Source organism: Chryseoglobus sp. 28M-23, from assembly GCF_014789785.1.
Lineage (GTDB): Bacteria > Actinomycetota > Actinomycetes > Actinomycetales > Microbacteriaceae > Microcella > Microcella indica.
The window spans coordinates 27954-47741 of record NZ_CP061846.1; the positions used below are offsets into that span (position 1 = coordinate 27954).

At 71.9% G+C, this 19788-nt stretch carries 16 protein-coding genes; 7 read left to right on the plus strand and 9 right to left on the minus strand.

The genetic code is table 11. The features are described from left to right. The first annotated feature begins 9 nt into the window (after positions 1-9). On the plus strand, positions 10-408 hold the full coding sequence (locus tag IE160_RS00155; RefSeq protein WP_224744496.1) for a heavy-metal-associated domain-containing protein: 399 nt from the start codon (positions 10-12) through the stop codon (positions 406-408). Between the two features lie 3 nt (positions 409-411). Then, positions 412-2703 (plus strand): heavy metal translocating P-type ATPase, encoded by a 2292-nt coding sequence (locus IE160_RS00160; protein ID WP_191151312.1) that lies wholly within the window; start codon positions 412-414, stop codon positions 2701-2703. A gap of 83 nt (positions 2704-2786) precedes the next feature. On the opposite strand, the gene IE160_RS00165 is transcribed toward IE160_RS00160, so the two are convergent. The 4 genes from IE160_RS00165 to IE160_RS00175 all read right to left on the minus strand — a co-directional run bounded on the left by IE160_RS00165 (position 2787) and on the right by IE160_RS00175 (position 8287). After that, complete coding sequence (locus IE160_RS00165) at positions 2787-3197, minus strand: winged helix-turn-helix transcriptional regulator (protein ID WP_191151313.1); 411 nt, start codon at positions 3195-3197, stop codon at positions 2787-2789. 125 nt (positions 3198-3322) lie between these two features. Then, the gene (locus IE160_RS00170; RefSeq protein WP_224744497.1) at positions 3323-5155 is read right to left on the minus strand and encodes a GMC family oxidoreductase N-terminal domain-containing protein; all 1833 of its coding nucleotides are present in this window, start codon (positions 5153-5155) and stop codon (positions 3323-3325) included. A gap of 2 nt (positions 5156-5157) precedes the next feature. Further along, entirely contained in the window at positions 5158-6858 is a 1701-nt protein-coding gene (locus tag IE160_RS12435) for an aldehyde dehydrogenase family protein (protein WP_224744498.1), read from the minus strand. A gap of 97 nt (positions 6859-6955) precedes the next feature. Continuing rightward, positions 6956-8287, minus strand: a complete 1332-nt coding sequence (locus IE160_RS00175) for an MFS transporter (protein WP_191151315.1) — start codon at positions 8285-8287, stop codon at positions 6956-6958. Positions 8288-8348: 61 nt separating this feature from the next. On the opposite strand from IE160_RS00175, the gene IE160_RS00180 reads away from it, so the two are divergent. From IE160_RS00180 to IE160_RS00190, 3 genes are read left to right on the plus strand one after another with little or no spacing between them, the layout of a single operon-like run. Further along, positions 8349-9413, plus strand: a complete 1065-nt coding sequence (locus IE160_RS00180) for a type III polyketide synthase (RefSeq protein ID WP_191151316.1) — start codon at positions 8349-8351, stop codon at positions 9411-9413. 30 nt (positions 9414-9443) lie between these two features. Beyond that, complete coding sequence (locus IE160_RS00185; protein ID WP_191151317.1) at positions 9444-9974, plus strand: isoprenylcysteine carboxyl methyltransferase family protein; 531 nt, start codon at positions 9444-9446, stop codon at positions 9972-9974. Continuing rightward, a complete protein-coding gene (locus IE160_RS00190) occupies positions 9975-11006 on the plus strand; it encodes an NAD(P)/FAD-dependent oxidoreductase (RefSeq protein ID WP_191151318.1) in 1032 nt (343 codons plus the stop codon). A 43-nt stretch (positions 11007-11049) separates the two neighbouring features. Here the strand turns inward: IE160_RS00190 and IE160_RS00195 are convergent, their stop codons facing one another. Beyond that, positions 11050-11703, minus strand: coding sequence for an HAD hydrolase-like protein (locus tag IE160_RS00195; RefSeq protein WP_191151319.1), 654 nt, complete (start codon positions 11701-11703; stop codon positions 11050-11052). Positions 11704-11890: 187 nt separating this feature from the next. Here IE160_RS00195 and IE160_RS00200 point away from each other — a divergent pair, with 187 nt between their 5' ends. Further along, entirely contained in the window at positions 11891-15157 is a 3267-nt protein-coding gene (locus tag IE160_RS00200) for a fibronectin type III domain-containing protein (RefSeq protein WP_191151320.1), read from the plus strand. 42 nt (positions 15158-15199) lie between these two features. On the opposite strand, the gene nucS is transcribed toward IE160_RS00200, so the two are convergent. Genes nucS through IE160_RS00215 form a run of 3 tightly spaced genes read right to left on the minus strand, consistent with a single transcriptional unit; the run spans position 15200 to position 17902 of the window. Beyond that, positions 15200-15895, minus strand: coding sequence for an endonuclease NucS (gene nucS / locus IE160_RS00205; RefSeq protein WP_191151321.1), 696 nt, complete (start codon positions 15893-15895; stop codon positions 15200-15202). A gap of 9 nt (positions 15896-15904) precedes the next feature. After that, positions 15905-16735, minus strand: coding sequence for an SDR family NAD(P)-dependent oxidoreductase (locus IE160_RS00210; protein ID WP_191151322.1), 831 nt, complete (start codon positions 16733-16735; stop codon positions 15905-15907). Positions 16736-16744: 9 nt separating this feature from the next. Beyond that, complete coding sequence (locus tag IE160_RS00215) at positions 16745-17902, minus strand: MFS transporter (RefSeq protein ID WP_191151323.1); 1158 nt, start codon at positions 17900-17902, stop codon at positions 16745-16747. A gap of 388 nt (positions 17903-18290) precedes the next feature. On the opposite strand from IE160_RS00215, the gene IE160_RS00220 reads away from it, so the two are divergent. Next, entirely contained in the window at positions 18291-18464 is a 174-nt protein-coding gene (locus tag IE160_RS00220; protein WP_179872861.1) for a CsbD family protein, read from the plus strand. Here IE160_RS00220 and IE160_RS00225 read toward each other — a convergent pair. Next, complete coding sequence (locus tag IE160_RS00225; RefSeq protein ID WP_191151324.1) at positions 18461-19765, minus strand: MATE family efflux transporter; 1305 nt, start codon at positions 19763-19765, stop codon at positions 18461-18463. The genes IE160_RS00220 and IE160_RS00225 overlap by 4 nt on opposite strands. Positions 19766-19788: the final 23 nt, after the last annotated feature.

Sequence of the window (19788 nt, forward strand, 5' to 3'; positions counted from 1 at the left end):
ATGGGGCGCATGGACACCAACGGCATGCCCCAGAACTCCCTCAACCTTCTCGGCGACCAGAGCGCCGCCGGCGGATGCTGCGGTGGCGGAGCCTGCATGTGCGGGCACGGCGACGGCGGCGCTGACGCCGCAGCCACCGAGACTGCGACCTCGGAAGCACGTGTCTCCAGCATCGGCAACGGCACGGCCCCCGGCGGTCTCGCCGTCGAATACCTCGTGACCGGCATGACGTGCGGCCACTGCGTCTCCTCCGTCAAGGAGGAGGTCGGTGCGATCGAGGGCGTCGACGCCGTCGAGATCGTGCTCAAGAAGGACGGCGCCTCGCGCGTCACCGTGCGCTCGAGCGCCTCGATCAGCCCCGAGAAGGTGCGCGCAGCGGTGGACGAGGCCGGCTACGCGCTGCTCTAGAGCATGAGCACCACGGATGCTCGGCCCGCGGTGGGCGCCGAAACCGAGCCCGCCGGCCTGCAGCTCGACCTGACGGGCATGACGTGCGCCTCGTGCGCCAACCGCATCGAGCGCAGCCTCAACAAGGTGCCCGGCGTGGAGGCCACGGTCAACTACGCGACCGAGAAGGCGAGCGTGCGCGCGGCCGCGGGGGCCGCAGAGCAGCTCGACGCCGACGTTCTCATCGCGGCGGTCGAGAAGGCCGGGTACTCGGCGACGCTCGTCGTCCCGCGCGAGGTGAGCGCAGCATCCGGTGAAGAGGCTCGCATCGCCGAGCCCGCTGACGAGCTGCGCGCGCTGCGGCAACGGCTCCTCATCTCCACCGTGCTGACGGTTCCCGTGCTCGTGCTGTCGATGATCCCGGCGCTGCAGTTCACGAACTGGCAGTGGCTCGTGCTCGCCCTCGCGTCGCCCGTCGCCGTGTGGGGGGCGTGGCCGTTCCACCGCGTCGCGCTCCACAACGCGCGGCGCTTCATCGCGAGCATGGACACGCTCATCTCGGTGGGCGTGACCGCGGCCTTCCTGTGGAGCGTCTACGCACTGTTCTTCGGCGAGGCCGGCAGGCCCGGCATGACCATGCAGCTGCAGCTGCTCGGCACGCCCGAGGCGGGCGCGCACGAGATCTACCTCGAGGTCGCCGCCGCCGTGACCGTCTTCATCCTGCTCGGGCGCTACCTCGAGGCGCGCGCCAAGCGCTCGTCACGCGAAGCACTCGACGCCCTGCTCGACCTCGCCGCGCGCGAGGCGACCGTGCTGCGCGACGGCGTCGAAGTACGCGTGCCCGTCGACGCCCTGCAGGTCGGCGACCGCTTCGTCGTGCGCCCCGGTGAGACCATCGCGACCGACGGTCTCGTCATCGAGGGCGCGTCGAGCGTCGACCAGTCCCTGCTCACGGGCGAATCGGTGCCCGTCGACGTCACGGTCGACGACCGCGTCGTCGGCGGCACGCTCGCGGTGGGCGGTCGCCTCGTCGTCGAAGCCACGCGCATCGGTTCCGACACGGAGCTCGCACGCCTCGCACGCCTCGTCGAGGAGGCGCAGACCGGCAAGGCCGACGTGCAGCGGCTCGCCGACCGAGTCTCGGGCATCTTCGTGCCCATCGTCTTCCTGCTCGCGCTCGTGACGCTCCTGGCGTGGATCGTGTTCGCCGACTCGGTCGAGATCGGCTTCACGGCGGCGGTCGCGACGCTCATCATCGCGTGCCCGTGCGCGCTCGGCCTCGCGACCCCGACCGCGCTGCTCGTCGGAACGGGTCGCGGCTCGCAGTTGGGCATCCTCATTCGGGGCCCCCAGGTGCTCGAGCGCACGCGTCGCATCGACACGATCGTGCTCGACAAGACCGGCACCGTTACGACGGGGCACATGGCGGTGCGCTCGGTCACGGCGGCGGGCGGCATCGATCGCGACCGGATGCTCGTGCTCGCGGCCTCCGCCGAAGACGGGTCGGAGCATCCCCTCGCCCGGGCGGTCGTCGACCACGCGCGCTCGTCGGGCCTCGAGCTGCTGCCCGCCGAGAGCTTCGAGGCGCACGCCGGCGCCGGCGTCACGGCCGTCGTCGACGGGCACGCGCTCGCGATCGGCCGCGCATCGTGGCTGCGCGAGGCGTGGGCTGTGCCCGTCGAGGATGCACTCGTGACAGATGCTGAGTCTCAGGGCGCGACGCCGATCGTCGTCGCGATCGACGGCGCGGTCGCGGGCGTCGTCGTTCTCGGCGACACGCTCAAGCCGACCTCGCCTCTCGCGCTCTCACGACTGCGCGAGCTCGGGCTCACGCCCGTGCTGCTCACGGGCGACAACGCCGGCGCCGCGGAGGCGGTCGCGGCCGAGCTCGGTATCGACGACGTGCGTGCGGGCGTGACACCGGCGGGAAAGCTCGACGTGATTCGACAGCTGCAGGCCGACGGTCACGTCGTGGCGATGGTCGGCGACGGTGTCAACGACGCGGCGGCGCTCGCCGCCTCCGATCTCGGCATCGCGATGGGCGGCGGCACTGACGCGGCCATGGCGGCCTCTGACCTCACCGTCGTGAGCGGCGACCTGCTCGTCGTCGTCGACGCGATCCGGCTCGCGCGGCGAACCCTGCGCACCATCATCGGCAACCTGTTCTGGGCCTTCGGCTACAACGTAGCCGCGATTCCCGTCGCCATGCTCGGACTGCTCAACCCGCTCCTCGCGGGCCTCGCAATGGCGTTCTCGAGCGTCTTCGTCGTGACGAACTCGCTGCGACTGCGCGGGTTCCGCCCGCAGTCGCGGTAGGTCGGGCACCGCGCCGTGGTCTGGCTGGTCACGACACGGGCTCTCGTCGGCACGGCGCACGCCGTGCCCGCTGTGACGAGGGCCTAGACCAGCTGCGCCGTCAGCCTCGCCATGACCTGCGAGACCGCCGCCTCACGGGTCTCGGGGTTCACGAATGCCGCGAAGACCGGATTCTCGGGCACGGCGGTGTGGCGGCTGCCCCAGGCGACGAGCTCGGCCAAGACGGGTATCAGGTCGATAGCGGGAAGCAGAGGGCGATAGATCACCCGCCTGCCGTCAACGGGGTCGGCCGTCTTCTCGACGAGGCCGCCCTCGACGAGCCGGTGGAGCCGGTCGGTCAGGATGTTCGTGGCGATCGATTCGTCGACGGCGAGCTCGGAGAATCGGGTGCGGTCGCCCAGCAGCATGTCGCGCAGGACCACGAGAGTCCACCGGTCACCGAGGATGTCGAGGGACGCCGCGATCGGGCACCCGGAACGCAGCTCATGAGTCATGGGCAGAAAATCCCCCTATCGGGCCACACTGTGGCACACGCTCGTTGCACATCGCAAGCGGCCCACCCGTACTCTACTTGCGTAGAGCAAGTCACAGCCGCGGGCGGGATTCTCGGCGAGATCCTCTAGGCGGGGCGGCCGACGCGCGGGATGCCCAGCGGCACGGGGAGGCGCAACTCGGCGGGAGCGCCGGGCGGCACCACGGGCGACCGCGGAGCGACCGGCGGAACGGGGTGGTACTGCTCGCCGAGCGCGGGACGAGCATCCCGTTCGCCGCGATTCGGCCACAGGGCGAAGGCGCGCTCCGCCTGCGCGGTGATCGTGAGCGAGGGGTTCACGCCGAGGTTCGCCGAGATCGCCGAGCCGTCGACGACGTGCAGGCCCTCGTGCCCGAAGACGCGGTGGTACGCGTCGACGACTCCCGACTCGGGGGAGTCGCCGATGGCGCAGCCGCCCAGGAAGTGCGCCGTCATGGGCACGTCGACGACCTCGCTGATGCCCGACTGCGGGAACCCGTTCATGTGCTTCGCCATGAGTGCGTAGGTCTCGTTCGCCTGCGGAATGTAGGTGGGGTTCGGCTCGCCGTGCCCCTGCTGCGACCTCAGGCGGAAGCGCCCGAAGGCGCCGCGGCTCGCGCGCACCGTGAGCGAGTTGTCCCGGGTCTGCATGACGAGGCCGACGATCGAGCGGCGCGACCAGCTGCCGAGCCCGAACGCCATCGAGGCGACGCGGCCGGGGTGGCGCAGCAGCTGGCCGATCCAGAGGAGCCAGCGCGGGGTGCGGCGGCCGCCGGGAACGGCGAGCGTCGCGAGCAGGGCGAGCGCGTTCGAGCCGTGGCCGTACCGGCAGGGCTCCACGTGCGTGTGCTCGTCGGGGTGGATCGACGACGTGATCGCGACGCCCCGCGTGTAGTCGACGCCGCGGCTGCGGCGCAGGGCCGTGGATGCTCCGCCGAGGGCCTCCGAATTGGTGCGGGTGAGCGTGCCCAACCGGTCGGAGATGCCCGGCAGATGGTCTTCCGCCTTCATGCGGTGCAGCAGCTGCTGCGTGCCCCAGGCTCCCGCCGCGACGACCACCTGGTCGGCCGTCCACCGTCGCTCGCTGCGCCGCCCGGCGCCCGTGGTACGCGTGGTCACGAGGTACCCACCCGCCCCAGCTGGGCCAGATCTGGCGCGAATCGGCGCTGGGGCGTGGGGCACGCGCCCCTGTGCGCCAGATCTGTCCCGTTCGGGGTGGGGGTGGCGGGGGGTTACTCGGGTGACTGTGGTGCGCGGGAAGACCTGTGCGCCAGCCGCCTCGGCCAGGTGCAGGTAGTTCTTGACGAGCGTGTTCTTCGCGTTGTGGCGGCAGCCCGTCATGCACTCGCCGCACTCGCGGCAGCCGGCGCGGGCCGGGCCGGCACCGCCGAAGTACGGGTCGGGCGACTCGACACCAGCGCCCTCGCCGAAGAACACGCCCACGGGCGTGCGGCGGAAGGTGTCGGAGACGCCGAGGTCGGCGGCGACCTTCTGCATGACCTCGTCGGCGGGCGTGATCGTGGGGTTGGTCGTGACCCCGAGCATCCGCGAGGCCTGGTCGTAGTAGGGGTCGAGCTCGGCTCGCCAGTCGGCGATGTGAGCCCACTGCCGGTCGCGGTAGAACGCGTCGCTCGACGGTCGGTAGAGCGTGTTGGCGTAGACGAGCGAGCCACCGCCGACGCCCGCGCCCGCGAGGATCATGACGTCGTCGAGCAGGTGGATGCGCTGGATGCCGAGCAGGCCGAGCGCGGGAGCCCAGAAGTACTTGCGCAGACTCCACGAGGTGCGCGCGAACTCGTCATCGGCGAACCGGCGACCGGCCTCGAGCACGGCGACCGAGTATCCCTTCTCGACGAGGCGCAGCGCGGCGACGGCGCCGCCGAACCCCGAGCCGATGACGAGCACATCGACGTGCCGCTCGTGCTCGGGCGCGGTCGTCACCCTCAGCCCTTGCGGTAGCTGTCGAGCGCGGCGGCACCGATCGGGGCGGCGATCGCCCACGAGTCGATGCCCGCGAAGCGCGTGAGGCGGCGGGCGGTCACGTGCGCGGTGCGGTTGCCGACGTACCAGAGGGGGGTGGGATGCGCGCGCCACGGCCCCTCCGCGACGGTGCGCTCCACGTGGTCGGGGTCGAGCAGCAGGGCGTTGTGCACGATGCCGAGGCCGCTGCCGACCTCGGCGAGGGTGTGGCCGGGGAAGGCGCCCCACGTGCCTCCGGGCATCCCGAAGACGGTTCCTCCCCATGCGTTGATGCCGATCGTGCCGTACCGCAGCTGCACGACGAGGTCGTCGAAGGCGGCCCCGAGGGTCTCGCGCGTGGACGGATGAACGTGGATGCTCGCGCTCAGGGTTCCCGCGAGGCGCTCGTTGGCGAACTCGATCGCCGCAGCCAGGTACGGTTCGGGCTCGCGCGTGCCGGGCAGCCGCACGACGCCGAGCACGGGCCCGAACGCCTCCTGCGTGAACAGGTGCTCGTCCGCGTCCAGCGGGTCGAGGTGATCGACGAGGGTGCGGGGCACGTTCGGGTCGCCGCCGAGCACATTGGCGTGCGGGTGCACGGTGACGACGGCGAGCTGCCGGCTCGAAGCCCCCGGGTAGTAGGCGGGCCGCGTCGGTGCGATCGCCAGGTGGTGGCGCAGCCGGTCGACGAAGGCATCGGCCTTGCCCCAGGCTTCCGGGATCACGACGATCTGGGTCGCCACGCAGTTGAACCCCGAATTGTGCAGGCGCTGCGTCGCGATGTCGCGGGCGACGGCGTCGACGTTGTCGTCGCTCCAGGTCTCCTCGGGCACGATGATCGCCGGGCCCACGCCGCCGAGCTCGCTCGTGACGGGTTTGGAGAGCCGGGGCTCGCCCGCCGCGCGGCGACGGGCGGCATCCTCACCGTCACCCCACACGATCGCATCGTGGGTGTGGCGGCTGCCCGTGAGGTGGACGCGATCCACGCGATCGTCTGTGACGAGAGCCTCGCCGAGGTCGCGGTCGCCCGAGACGACCGCCACGACACCGAGGTCGATGAGCGGCGCGAACGCGGCCTCGAGCGCCGGCCGCAACGGGTCGGTGATCGGGTTGAGCTTGACGAGGACGGCCGAGTTCTCCTGGTAGAGCGCGCTCAGCACGTCGAGGGCGGGGATCGCGGTGATATTGCCGGCCCCGAGGACGAGCGTCAGTCGCGGCTGGGGGTCGCGTCGACGCAGCTCGCGCGCGATGCCGGCGCGCACCTCGTCGAGCGAGACGCCGGGTCGCAGCCACACACGCGCCTCGTAGTCCTGCAGGACGGCATCCTTCGCCACGTAGGGGAAGACGCGCAGAGTCGTGCGGCCTCCAGGAGCCCGGCCGATCTCGACCTCGGACACGGGGGAGCGCCCCGCGTCGAGCAGCTTGAGGGTCTTCTCCATCGCGCTCGTCGCCGTGATGAGCGAGTAGGGGCCCGTCGACCACTCCTCACCCGCGGCCGGAGAATCGGGGTCGATGCCCTTGATCTCGCAGGCCGTGCGCACCCAGTCGGCTGCGGCGGCGAGAGTGGCGGCCCGCACGCTGCGCAGGAGGTCGCGCTTGCTCGCGAGGGGCAGCTCGACCCACCGTTGCGCTCCCGCGCGCAGGGCATCCACACGGGGTGAGTGATCGGCGTTCGACGGGGGCACACAGACTCCTTCGAGGGCGCGTTCGTCGGTGAAGGCGGGGCGCGTCGAGCCTAACCGCTCGGCGCGGTTCGAGGGTCAGGGCTGGGGATGCTCGGCGCTAGTCAACCGGAGCCGACGACGCGACGGGAGCACGCACGACGATCGCCGCGATGAGAATGCCGAGCGGCAGGAGCGCGGAGACGAGAGCGGTCTCGATGTAGCTGCCCGTGGCCCCGAAGCCGAGCGCGAAGACGAGAGGGCCGAGCGCCGTCGAGGCGAGACCGATCGAGGTCGCGACCCCGCGGATCGTTCCGATGCGACGACGACCGTAGTAGCGCACGAAGGCCGCGGCCTCGATGCCCCGCAGCCCGCCGCCGGCGGCGCCGAGCAGGAGCCCGTAGAGGATGCCGAGCACACCGCTCTCCACGAAGGGAAGGAAGAGGAGCGTGCCCGCCATCATCGCCATCGAGAACACGACCCCCCAGCGCGGGTCGATGCGGTCGGCGAGAGAGCCGACGGCGAGCGTCGCGAGTAGGGCCGTGATGGTCTGGTACGCGAAGTTTGCGGCCGCTTCGACGGTCGAGAAGCCCTGCTGCCCGAGGATGGAGATCTGGTGGAACGCGAGTGCCGTGGTGAGCATCCCGGTGCAGAAGATCGCGCCTGTGAGCACCCAGAACATGCCGGTGCGCAGGGCCGGCCGAAGATCCCAGCCCTCGGCGGGGGCCTCGGTGGGCCGCTCGGAGCCCTTCCGCCCCGGGGCGTCGCGGGGGAGCAGCAGCGAGATCGGCAGCACGATCGCGAGCACCGCGAGCGATTCGATGCGCCACGTCGTCGCGACATCGCTCGCGGCGACGAGCCGCTCGACGCCGAGGGGCGCGAGCGAGATGCCGGCAGAGCCGATCGCGCTCGTGATGCCGAGCGCGAGGCCAGACCGGTGGGTGACTGTGCGGGCGACGATCGTGACCGCCGTGAGGGAGAGAGCCCCCTGGCCCGCCATGCGCAACCCTGCGTAGGCGCCCGTGAGGCCGAAGATGTCGGTGACGAAGCTCGCCGCGGCGAGGAGGAGCGCGAAGACCACGCCGACGATCATCATGACCGAGCGGGCGCCCCAGCGGTCGAGGGCGCGGCCGATGAACGGCAGCGCCACCGCGCCGGCCAGAGTGCCGATGAGGTACGCCGTACTGATCTCGGTGCGGGTGATGTCGAGCGTTGTGATGAGCGGGTCGACGAGCGGGCTGAGGCCCGCGGTCTGGCCGGGAGCTGTGAGCCCGGAGACGATCCCGGCCCCGACAACGACTCCCCACCACCACAGTCGACCGCGCGGCCGACGTCGGGTGACCGGCACGGGCTCGGTCGAGGGGTTCAGCGGCAGCGGGATCTCTGTCGTGCTGGGCGGACTGCCGATGAGGGTCTCCTGATGCGAGGTGGGTGCGTCGGGACGGACGATCATCGAGCCTACGGTGTGCTGAATACGTGGCCGAATCCTCACCCTGCCCTGCTAGCGTGCGCGAATGGCGCGCATCCTCTCCGTGGCCCCAGCGCTGCCGGATCACGAGCACGCCCAGGAGGAGATCACGGCGGCGCTCGCCGCGGGGATGACCGAGGACGACCGCACGCGCTCGGTCATGGAGCGCATCCATGCCTCGAGCGGCATCCGCACCCGGCACCTCGCTCTGCCGCTCGACGAGTACCGGGGCCTGGGCGGCTTCACCGAGACCAACGAGCTCTTCGTCGAGCACGCCCTGCCGCTCGCGCAGCGCGCTGTGCGGGTCGCCCTCGAGGAGGCGGGTGTGGGCGTCGACGACGTCGACCACCTGTTCTTCACGACCGTGACGGGGCTCGGCGCCCCCTCCCTCGACGCGCTCCTGGCGACGAGCATGGGCTTTCGCTCCGACCTGCGGCGGGTGCCGAGCTTCGGGCTCGGCTGCGTGGCGGGAGCCGCGGGCATCGCGCGCGTCGCCGACTACCTGGCCGGCCACACCGAGGGAGTCGCCCTGCTCGTGAGCGTCGAGCTGTGCTCGCTCACCCTGCAGTGGGACGACCACTCGATGGCGAACGTCGTCGGCACCGGCATCTTCGGCGACGGCGCGGCGGCCGTCGTCATGGTCGGCGACGAGCATGCCCTCGCGACCGGGCGCAGCACCGCGCTGCCGCGCGTCGTCGGCAGCCGCAGCGCCCTCTACCCCGACAGCGCCGAGATGATCGGCTGGCAGATCGGCAGCGCGGGCTTTCGCCTCATGCTCGCGGCGGGCGTGCCCGCGCTCATCGGCGGCCACTTCGCGGCCGGCGTCGACGAACTGCTCGCCGAGCGGGGCTGGCAGCGCGACGACATCGACGTGTGGATCGCCCACCCGGGCGGGCCCCGCGTGCTCGAGTCGTTCGCAGACTCCCTCGAGCTCGCGCCCGCGGCGCTCGACATCAGCTGGGGTGTCATGGAGCGCACGGGCAACATGTCGTCGGCGGCCGTGCTGCACGTGCTCGCGGCCGTCGGTGAGCGACCGGCCGGAGACCGCGCCCTTCTCTTCGCCCTGGGCCCCGGGGTCACCGCCGAGCTCGTGCTGCTGGAGTGGTCGTGACGGTGGAATGGTCATGAAACGGGAGTTGTCATGAGCGTGATCCTGTACGTCGGCTTCGTTCTTTTCACGGGCATCGAGCGCCTCGTCGAGCTCGTCATCTCGAAGCGCCATGCGGCCCTCGCCTTCTCGCGCGGCGGCGTCGAGCACGGTCTCGGACACTTTCCCGCCATGGTCGTGCTGCACACGGGGCTCCTCCTCGCGTGCATCGCCGAGGTCGTGCTGCTTGATCGCCCGTTCCTCGGCGCGGTCGGCTGGCCCATGCTCGTCATCGCCCTCCTGTGCCAGGCCGGTCGCTACTGGGTCATCTGGGCGCTCGGCGAGCAGTGGAACACGCGCGTCATCGTCGTGCCCGGCGCGACCCGCGTGACGCGCGGGCCGTACCGCTGGCCGTGGCTGCGACACCCCAACTACTGGATCGTCGCGATCGAGGGCATCGCGCTGCCGCTCGTGCACTCCGCGTGGATCACGGCGCTCGTCTTCACGGTGCTCAACGCGATCCTGCTGCTGGGCTTCCGCATCCCCACCGAGAACCGCGCGCTCGCGGCCCTGCGCGAGAGCTGAATGCACGCCGACCTCGCGATCGTCGGCGGCGGGCCGGTGGGCCTCGCGCTCGCGCTCGAGGTGCACGCGCGCGGCCTCACGCCGGTCGTGCTCGAACCGCGCGAGGGGCCGATCGACAAGGCCTGCGGCGAGGGGCTCATGCCGGGAGCGCTCGCGGCCCTCGGCACGCTCGGCGTCGACCCGGCGGGGCACCCGATCGCGGGCATCCGGTACCGGAACGCGCGCCGCGAGGTCGCCCACCGCTTCGCGGGCGCTCCCGGCCGCGGAGTGCGCCGGCTCGTGCTGCACGCGGCGCTGCGCGAGCGCGTCGACGCGGCGGGCATCGAGGTTCGGGTCGAGAAGGCGGAGGAGATCGCGCAAGACGATACGGGAGTGACGGTCAACGGGATGCGCGCCCGCTGGCTCGCGGGGGCCGACGGCCTGCACTCCCGCGTGCGGGAGCTCGCCGGCCTTCAGCCGCGCGCCAAGCGAGGTCGTGCTCGCGCGCCGCGCTTCGGGTTGCGGCGCCACTACTCGATCGCCCCGTGGAGCGACCTCGTCGAGGTCACCTACCTCGACGACGCCGAGCTGTACGTGACGCCCGTCGACGAGCGCACCGTGGGCGTCGCGGTGCTGGGCGGCAGGCCCGCCGACCTCGACGCGACGATCGCGCGGGCGCCGGAGCTGCGCGCGCGATTGGACGGCGCCGCGCCGGCGAGCGACCTGCGTGGGGCGGGAGCGCTGCGGCAGCGCAGCACGGCGCGCACGGCGGGGCGCATCGCGCTCGTGGGCGACGCGTCGGGCTACGTCGACGCGCTCACCGGGGAGGGCCTGCGCGTCGGCTTCGCGCAGGCGAGCGTGCTCGCCGACCGGCTCGCCGCCGACGATCTGCCCGGCTACGAGCGGGCGTGGGCGCGCGCGACGCGCGACTTCCGCGTGCTGACCGCGGGGCTGCTCGCGGCGGCGACGTCACCCGCGCGCGGCCTCATCGTGCCGACGGCCGCGCGCCTGCCACGCGTGTTCGGCGCGGTCGTGGAGCGCCTCGCGCGCTGAGCGGCCTGGGCGTTCCGATGCCCGAGCGCTCTGGCCCGGGGGGTCAGAGGCCGAGCAGGGCGCGCAGCTCCTCCACGTCGTGGGCGATCGCGCGGGCGTGCTGGTGCTCCTCGTCGTCGCCGTAGCCCCACGTCACGGCGATCGTCGGGATGCCGTGCACCGCGGCCCCCTCGATGTCGTGGATGCGATCGCCGATCATGACGGGGCGGCTGAGGTCGGCATCCATGGCCCGCAGTCGCACGAGCGCCTCGGCCACGACGTCGGCCTTCGCGCTGCGCACCTCGTCCTCGGAGGCGCCCGTGATGATGTCGAAGTGCTCGGCGATCGTGAAGTGCTCGAGCATGAGCGTCGCGGGAGTCTCCGGCTTCGAGGTCGCGAGGCTGAGCGGGATGCCCGCCTCGGCGATGTCGCGCACGAGCAGCCCCATGCCGGGGTAGAGGGTCGAGTCGTAGGCGCCGCGGTCGAGGTAGCGCTCGCGGTACACCTCGAGGGCGCGCTCGCGCTGCTCGAGGGTCAGGCCGGCGCGGTCGCGGAACGAGTCGAGCAACGGTGGGCCGACGTACCGGAGGAGCTCCTCGGGCGGGGGCACGGGCATCCCGAGCTGGGTGAAGGTCCACGCGAGCGTGTCGGTGATGCCGGGGGCTGAGTCGGTGACCGTGCCGTCGAGATCGAGCAGGATCGCCGAGTAGTGGGGCATCCCGCCAGCCTAGAGCGCCCGAGCCGAGGCCCCCGCGTTCGGGGGGCCCCGCATTGGGGTCGCGAATTCAGTTCATATTCTTGATACCGTCGGGGAACGCGCGCACGTCGCAGTACGCCGTCCACGGGGGAGGGCACGGCGTGGCGCGGTGGCCGCACGAGCGGCTGCAGCTAGGGGGAACAGCACCATGCGCACCACCACGTCGACCCACGGGGGGCGCCGACGTCGGCAGCACCTCGGGCTCCTCACGTCCACCGGCCTCATCGCGGCGCTCGTCGCCTTCCCTGCCACGGGCGCGAGCGCGGCACCGTCCGTCTCGAACAGCGGCTCGCCCGCCTCCTACACAGAGCAGGAGCCTCCCGTGCCGGTGGCGGAGAACGTCACCATCACGGGCGGAACCGCCTACGCGGGGGAGTACCTCGACTTCACCGTCGACAGCGGAACCTCGTACGAGTCGCTCTCACTCATGACGACCGGTAGCGCATCGACGGCGAACGGCGTCATCTCGATCGTCGGCACCGCGGTGTACCTCGGCAACGGCTCCACCGCCGACCCGGTCGGCTCCGTCGACCCTGTGCGCAACGGGCAGAACGGCCAGCCTCTGCGTGTCAACTTCACGAGCGAGTTCACCAACCCCAGCTTCGAGACCTCGACCCTCACGGGCTGGACGACCATGAACCAGCGCATCGACCTCGGCGTGACCTCCATCGCCGGGCGGGTGCCGACCGACACCTCGACCTACCCCGGCAACACGCCGAACCAGGACAACAACGTGCCGGACACTCTCGGCTCCTACAACGCCTACATCCAGAGCTCGCAGGCCAGCCAGGGCGGCTACGCTCTGCGCCTCGAATCGTCGGGCATCTGGACGAGGCAGGGCTGCGACGTCGTCCACGGCCCCGCCGTGTACAGCGACCCCTTCGAGTCGGGCGCAGGCGACTCGATCTACTTCGACTGGCGGGCCTTCGCCGGTGACGACGATTATCACGTCTTCGGCTACATCGTGGATCAGAACGGCACGCAGATCGAGGTGCTCGACGCGACCGGAGGCGGCAACACCGCGTGGACGACGAAGGAGACGGTGATTCCGAATTCGGGCACGTACCGCTTCGTCTTCGTCTCCGGAACCTACGACGCCACGTGCGGTCAGGCAGCGGGAGCCTCGCTCTACATCGACAACGTTCGCGTCTTCGGCACCAAGGTCAACGACACCGTCGTGCAGGACATCGCGCGCAAGCTGCAGTACGAGAACCAGTCGGACAACCCCCCGACGAGCCGTACCATCACGATCGCGGCGAAGAGCAACTCGACGGGAATCGGCACCGGCCAGGTCTCGGTCGACATCACGCCCGTGGACGACGCTCCGACCTTCGTCGACCCGGCGCCGTCGACCTTCACGAACGCCGAGGGCCCCGAGACTCGCACGCCGCTCACCGGCACCCTGCTCGCGACCGACCCCGAGGACGACCCCCGCACCTACTCGCTCACGGGCGGCACCGCCGAGGTCGTGACGATCGGTGAGCAGGAGTACACCGAGTACGTCACCGGCGAGTACGGAACACTGCGCCTCGACTCCGCCAGCGGCGCCTACCTGTTCGAGGCGCACGACGACGCCATCGATGCGCGCCTCATCGACGACGAGGAGGTCTTCGCAGCGAGCGTCGACGCGCTCGGTCTCACGGACGCCGGTCAGATCACGCTGCGCGTCTCGGTGCCCGACACGGCACCCGGCTCCCCGACGCTCCTCGCCGCCTCGCCGCGTCCGGAGTCGGCGGCGCTCAGCTGGACGGCGCCTGAGTGGCTCGGAGGCTCGGAGATCAGCGGCTACCGCATCGAGGGCGCTGCGAACGGAGGGGCCTGGCAGACGCTCGTCGCCGACACCGGCAGCGCGAGCACCGAGCACACGGTCAGCGGCCTTACCAACGGCGTGCCCATGTCCTTCCGGGTCTCGGCGATCAACGCGACCGGCACCGGTGCGCCGTCGAGCACTGCCGAGGCCACCCCCGTCGATGTACCGGGCGCGGCGAGCGACGTCGCGGCCTCACCGGACGATCGATCTCTCACGGTCACCTGGTCGACCCCGGCCGACACGGGAGGCCTGCCGATCCTCGGCTACCGCGTGCAGATCTCGACCGACGGCGAGGAGTGGACGACCGCTGTCGACGACACCGAATCGACCGCCACGACCTTCGCGATCGGGGAGCTCGAGAACGGCACTCCCTACACCGTGCGCGTCATCGCGCTCAACGCCGAGGGAGCCGGTCCCGCGTCGACGGTGGCTACGGCGACCCCGCGCACCGTGCCGGATGCTCCCCTCGACCTGGCCGCGGCGCCGGACGACGAGGCGGTCGACCTCAGCTGGACGGCACCGCTCGAGGACGGCGGCAACCCGGTCAGCGGGTACCGCATCGAGTCGACGACGGACGGCGAGACCTGGAGCGTCGTGGTCGCCGACACCGGCTCCACCGACACGACGCTCCGTGTGGCAGGTCTCACGAACGGCGAGTCCCTCACGTTCCGCGTCTCGGCACTCAACGAGGCGGGTGACGGTGCCCCGAGCGGCACGGCGACCGCGACGCCGCGCACCGTGCCGGACGCACCCGGTATCGACGGGGTCGACCCGGGCAACCGCAGCCTCATCCTCACGGTCGCGGCACCTGCCTTCGACGGCGGAGCGCCGATCACCGGGTACGAGTTCTCGATCGACGACGGCGTCATGTGGACGAGCGCAACGATGGATGACACCGGCCTGCGGGTGCAGGCCTGGGGCCTGACGAACGACGTCGAGCACAGCATCCTCATCCGTGCCGTCAATGAGGCGGGTCCCGGCGCGGCGAGCGATCCTGCGACGGGAACCCCCGAGGTTCGGCCTGTGTACGACGGCGGCGGGCTCGTGCCCGAGATCCCGACGACGCCGCCCGGCACCGGCACACTGCTCGTCGACGGCGTGCCGCAGGAGGTCGTGATCACCGTCGACGGCGACACCACGACGATGACGGGCGAGGGGTTCACGATGACGCTCACCGCGTACGACGCCGACGGCGGCAGCTTTCCCGTGGACGCCCAGGGCAGGCTCATCGTGACCGAGGACGGCTCGGTGCGGGTCTCCGGTAGCGGATTCCTGCCCGTCAGCACCGTCGACGTGTGGCTGTTCTCGACGCCGCACCTGCTCGGCGAGCTCCTCGTCGACTCGGGCGGCCGCTTCTCGGCGACCCTTCCGCTGCCCGGCGGCATCGCGGTCGGAGAGCACACGATCCAGCTCAACGGCGTCGCCGCGGGCGGTGAGGTGCGCAGCCTCACGACCGGCATCGTCGTCGTGGCGACCCCGGCGGCCGCACTCGCCTCCACGGGCGCGGCAGCATCGGAGTCGGCGGCGCTGGGCATGGTCGCCCTGCTGCTGCTCGGCACGATGCTCGTCGCGGTCGGGCGCCGCCGCACCGCCGTGCGAGCGTGATCACTCGCTCGGATTGACCTCGTTTCGACAGAGTGCCTCGGCTCAGAAGAGCCGGGGCACTCCGTCGTCGAGGCCGCGCATCGCGTCGTAGTCGAGCAGCAGGCAGCGGATGCCGCGGTCCTCGGCGAGCGTGCGCGCCTGCGGCGTGATCTCCTGAGCCGCGAACACTCCCGTGACGGGAGCGAGCAACGGGTCGCGGTTCATGAGCTCGAGGTAGCGCGTCAGCTGCTCGACGCCGTCGATGCCGCCGCGGCGCTTGATCTCGACGGCGACGGATGCTCCGCGCGCATCGCGCGCGAGGATGTCGACCGGGCCGATCGCCGTCATGTACTCGCGGCGCACGAGAGCGTGGCCCTCGCCGAGCAGCTCGATGTGCTCGGCGAGGAGCTTCTGCAGGTGCGCCTCCACGCCGTCCTTCTGCAGGCCCGGATCGAGCCCGAGGTCGTGCGCCGTATCGTGCAGCACCTCGTGGATGCTCACGACCAGCAGGTCGGCGGTCTTCGCGTGGGTGACGCGCCAGAGCTCGACCACGCCGGCCTCGGCCTGGTCGTCGTCTGGCTGCTCGATCGCGAGCGTGCACGGCGGGCTCATCCAGTTGAGCGGCTTGTAGCTGCCGCCGTCGGCATGCACGAGAAGGCTGCCGTCGTTCTTCACCATGAGCAGGCGCGTCGCGAGCGGCAGGTGCGCGCTCAGTCGGCCCGCGTAGTCGACGGAGCAGCGGGCGATGACGAGACGCATCCGCTCAGCCTACGGTTGTCGGGCCCAGAGGCCCGGGCGGCGCTCCTCGATGACGGAGCCGCCGCCGTCGACGACGATGAGCTGCCCCGTGACGTAGCTCGCGCCCGGGGAGGCGAGCCACGCGATCGCGCTCGCGACCTCCTCGGGGGTGCCGCTGCGCCCGAGCGGCACGAGCTCGCCCTCCTCGGCCTCCTGCGGCAGCTGCGACCCCGTCGCGATCCACCCGGGAGCGACGGCGTTGACCGTGATGCCGCGGCGCGCCTCGTCGACCGCGAGCGCCCGGGTGAAGCCGAGCACCCCGGCCTTGGCGGTCGCATAGCCGAGGTCGTCGCGCGCGGCCTGCACGGCACCTGTCGTCGAGGCGACCGACACGATGCGGCCCCAGCCGGCGTCGCGCATGCCCGCGACGACCGCACGCGTGACGAGGAAGACGCTCGTGAGGTTGACGTCGACCGCGCTGCGCCACTCCTCCACACTCATGCCGATGTCGCCCCGCGGCATCTCCTCGCCGGTCGCGACCATGCCGGCGTTGTTGACGAGGATGCTCGTCGCGCCCACCGCCTCGACAACGGCTCGCACGGCGGCGGTCGCGGCGGCCTCGGTCTCGAGCCGTGCGACGACGCCGACCGCCTCGAGGCCCTCGTCGTGCAGCTCGGCGACTCGGGCCTCGATGCGCTCGGTCGTCGCCGTCATGGCGACGCGGGCACCCCGCTGCGCGAGCGCGCGGGCGGTGGCGAAGCCGATGCCGCTGGGTGATCCGCACCCCGTGACGAGCGCCGTGCGGCCGCTCAGATCGAGGTCGAGCGGCAGGGCGGAGTGCGAGCGGGGCGAACCTGTCATGGGCTGAGGCTAGTGCGGGGCATCCCGAACCGGTGTCGCGTGCCGGGATGCGCCGCGCTCGCGCGCGGCCGGCGTCGCGACGAAGGCGACCGCGATGAGCACGAGCACCACCCAGAAGGCGTTCAGCAGGCCGAACTGCTCGCCCAGGAAGCCGAGGAGGGGCGGCCCGACGAGGAACGCGAAGTAGCCGACCGTCGCGACCGCGGCCACGCGCGCCGCCGCCTTCGACGGCTCGTCGGCCGCCGCCGACATGCCCACGGGGAAGCCGAGCGACGCCCCCAGGCCCCACGCGAAGATGCCGATGCCCGCCGCCACCGGGTGGTCGACGAGGATGAGCAGCGCGAGGCCGACCATGGCGAGGAGCGCGCTTGCGCGCAGCACCGGCACACGGCCGAAGCGGTCGAGCACCCACACGCCCGCGATGCGACCGGTCGTCATCGCTGTCGCGAAGACGCCGAAGGCCAGGGCGCCCGTCGCCTCGTCCGCACCGCGGCCGTCGACCATCGCGAGGGCGAGCCAGTCGTTCGCGCTGCCCTCCGCGAACGCCATGCCGAGCACGATCGCGCCGATGATGAGCGTGCGCGGCTCGCGCCAGATCGACATGCGCTCCGCGAAGGTCGAGCGCTCGGGGCCTGGTCCGTCATCGTCGAGCCCCGGCAGTGCGCGATGGCGGGGAAGATGCCGGACGGCGAGAATGCTCGCGATGAGACCGAGCGCGGCCATGCCGAGCAGGTGGGCGTCGAGGCCCACACCGATCGCCGCGAGCCCGGCGGCCGCGGCGGCGCCGACGATCGTGCCGAGGCTCCACGAGGCGTGGAACCAGGGCATGATGCTGCGACCCTGCGCCTGCTCGACGCCCGCGCCCTCGACGTTCATCGCGACGTCGATGATGCCCGTCGTCGCCCCGAACAGCACGAGCGCCACGAGGACGAGCGGGTAGGAGCCGAAAGCCGCGGAGCCGATGCCGAGCAGGGCGATCGACCCCATGCTCACGACGAGGCCGACCAGGAGCGTCGCGCGCGTGCCGATGCGGGCGATCACGTGGGAGGAGCCGAGGAGGCCCGCGATCGACCCGACCGCCATGCCCGCGATGAGCACCCCGAACTCGTCGGTGCGCACCTGCAGCGCATCCCGGATCGCCGGCGTGCGCGCGAACCAGCTCGCCATGGCGAGACCGTTGATCGCGAAGACCACGAAGACCGCGAGACGCCAGGCGGCGAGGCTCGGGCGGCCCGGGCGCGCTGTGCGGGAGGAACTCGGGCGGCCCGGGCGCGCTGTGCGGGAGGAACTCGGGCGGCCCGGGCGCGCTGTGCGGGAGGAACTCGGGCGGCCCGGGCGCGCTGTGCGGGAGGAAGGGGTGGCGCTCACTGCGACCTTTCGTGGGAGGGACTGCGGTGGTGAGGTGCGCAGATCGAGACGACGCTACCAGCGCTACCCGCGCGATCCTGCGGAACATGTCACCCCTCCACTGTCAAGGGGGTGCCGCGATTCGACGCTCGGTGGAAACGTGACAGTGGTCCGCACGAACGCTCCACGACACGAAGAGAGGTTCACCATGGGAATCGACGACAAGGCGCAGAACAAGGGCGAAGAACTCGGCGGCAAGGCCAAGGAAGCCGCGGGCAAGCTCACCGACGACGAGCAGCTCGAAGCGGAAGGCAAGGCCGACCAGGCGAAGGCCAACCTCAAGCAGGCCGGCGAAGAGGCGAAGGACGCCTTCAAGAACTAGGTCGTGGCTCCCGTCACGATCCATCCTGTGCCGCGCGCCCTCATTCCCAGAGTGAGGGCGCGGGCGCCCAGGTACACGAGCGTGAACGCCCCCAGAAGCAGCTCGAGCGAGGTCACGAGCGGGAGCACCGCCGCATAGGCCGCCAGGTTGAGCACGCCCGTGAGGGCGAGATACCGCCCGTCACCGGCGCCGATGAGCACGCCGTCGAGCACGAACACCAGTCCGGCGAGCGGCAGGCCGAGCGCGAGGATCGCGACGGCGAACGGCAGGGCATCCCGCACCGCGGCATCGGAGGTCATCGCGACCTGCAGGAGGGGGATGCTCGCGAGGAGCACCCCCGTGAGCGCGAGGCCGACGACGAGCCCCCAGCCGACGAGCCGCCGGGTGATCGCGTGGACGCGCGGCACGTCGGCAGCGCCGAGACCGCGCCCGATGAGCGCCTGACCCGCGATCGCGAGGGCGTCGAGCGCGAGCGCGAGGAGCGCGTAGAGCGCGAACCAGACGTGGGTCGCCGCGAGCTCGACCGTGCCGAGCGAGGTGGCGACGACGACGGTGACGACGAGGGCGATGCGCAGGCTCAGGGTGCGCACGAGCAGCCACGAGCCGGCCCGCGCAGCAGCGAGCAGGCCGACGCGACTCGGGCGCAGGGGCGCCGTCGCCGCCCGGGCGCGGCGCACCACCGCCGCGACGAGCACGATCGCCATGCCCCACTGCGCGATGACGGTGCCGATCGCCGAGCCGACGATGCCCAGACCGAGCCCATAGATGAGCACGGCGTTGAGGGCGATGTTCGCGCCGAAACCCACTGCGGCCACGAAGAGGGGAATGCGCACCTCCTGCAGTCCGCGCAGCGCCCCTGTCGCGGCGAGCACGAGGAGCATGCCCGGGATGCCCCACCACGCGACAGCGAGGTACTGCCCGCCCGACGTCGCGACCGCGGGCTCCGCGCCGAAGAGCCCGATGAGCCAGGGGCTCAGCGGCAGCATGACCAGCAGCAGCGCCACCCCGAGCCCGAGCGCGAGCCACAGGCCGTCCACGCCGGCCGCGTGCGCGCCGCGCTCGTCTCCCGCACCGATCCTCCGCGCCACGATGGGCGTCGTCGCGTAGGCGAGGAAGATGAGCAGGCCGATCGCGGTCTGCAGGATCGTGCTCGCGAGCCCGAGACCCGCAAGCGGCTCGGCACCGAGGTGGCCGACCATCGCCGTATCGGTCAGCACGAAGAGGGGCTCGGCCACGAGCGCACCGAGCGAGGGGAGCGCGAGCCGCACGATGTCGCGGTCGAGAGCTCGGGAGGCGCGCACGCCCTCACGCTACCGCCGGCGAT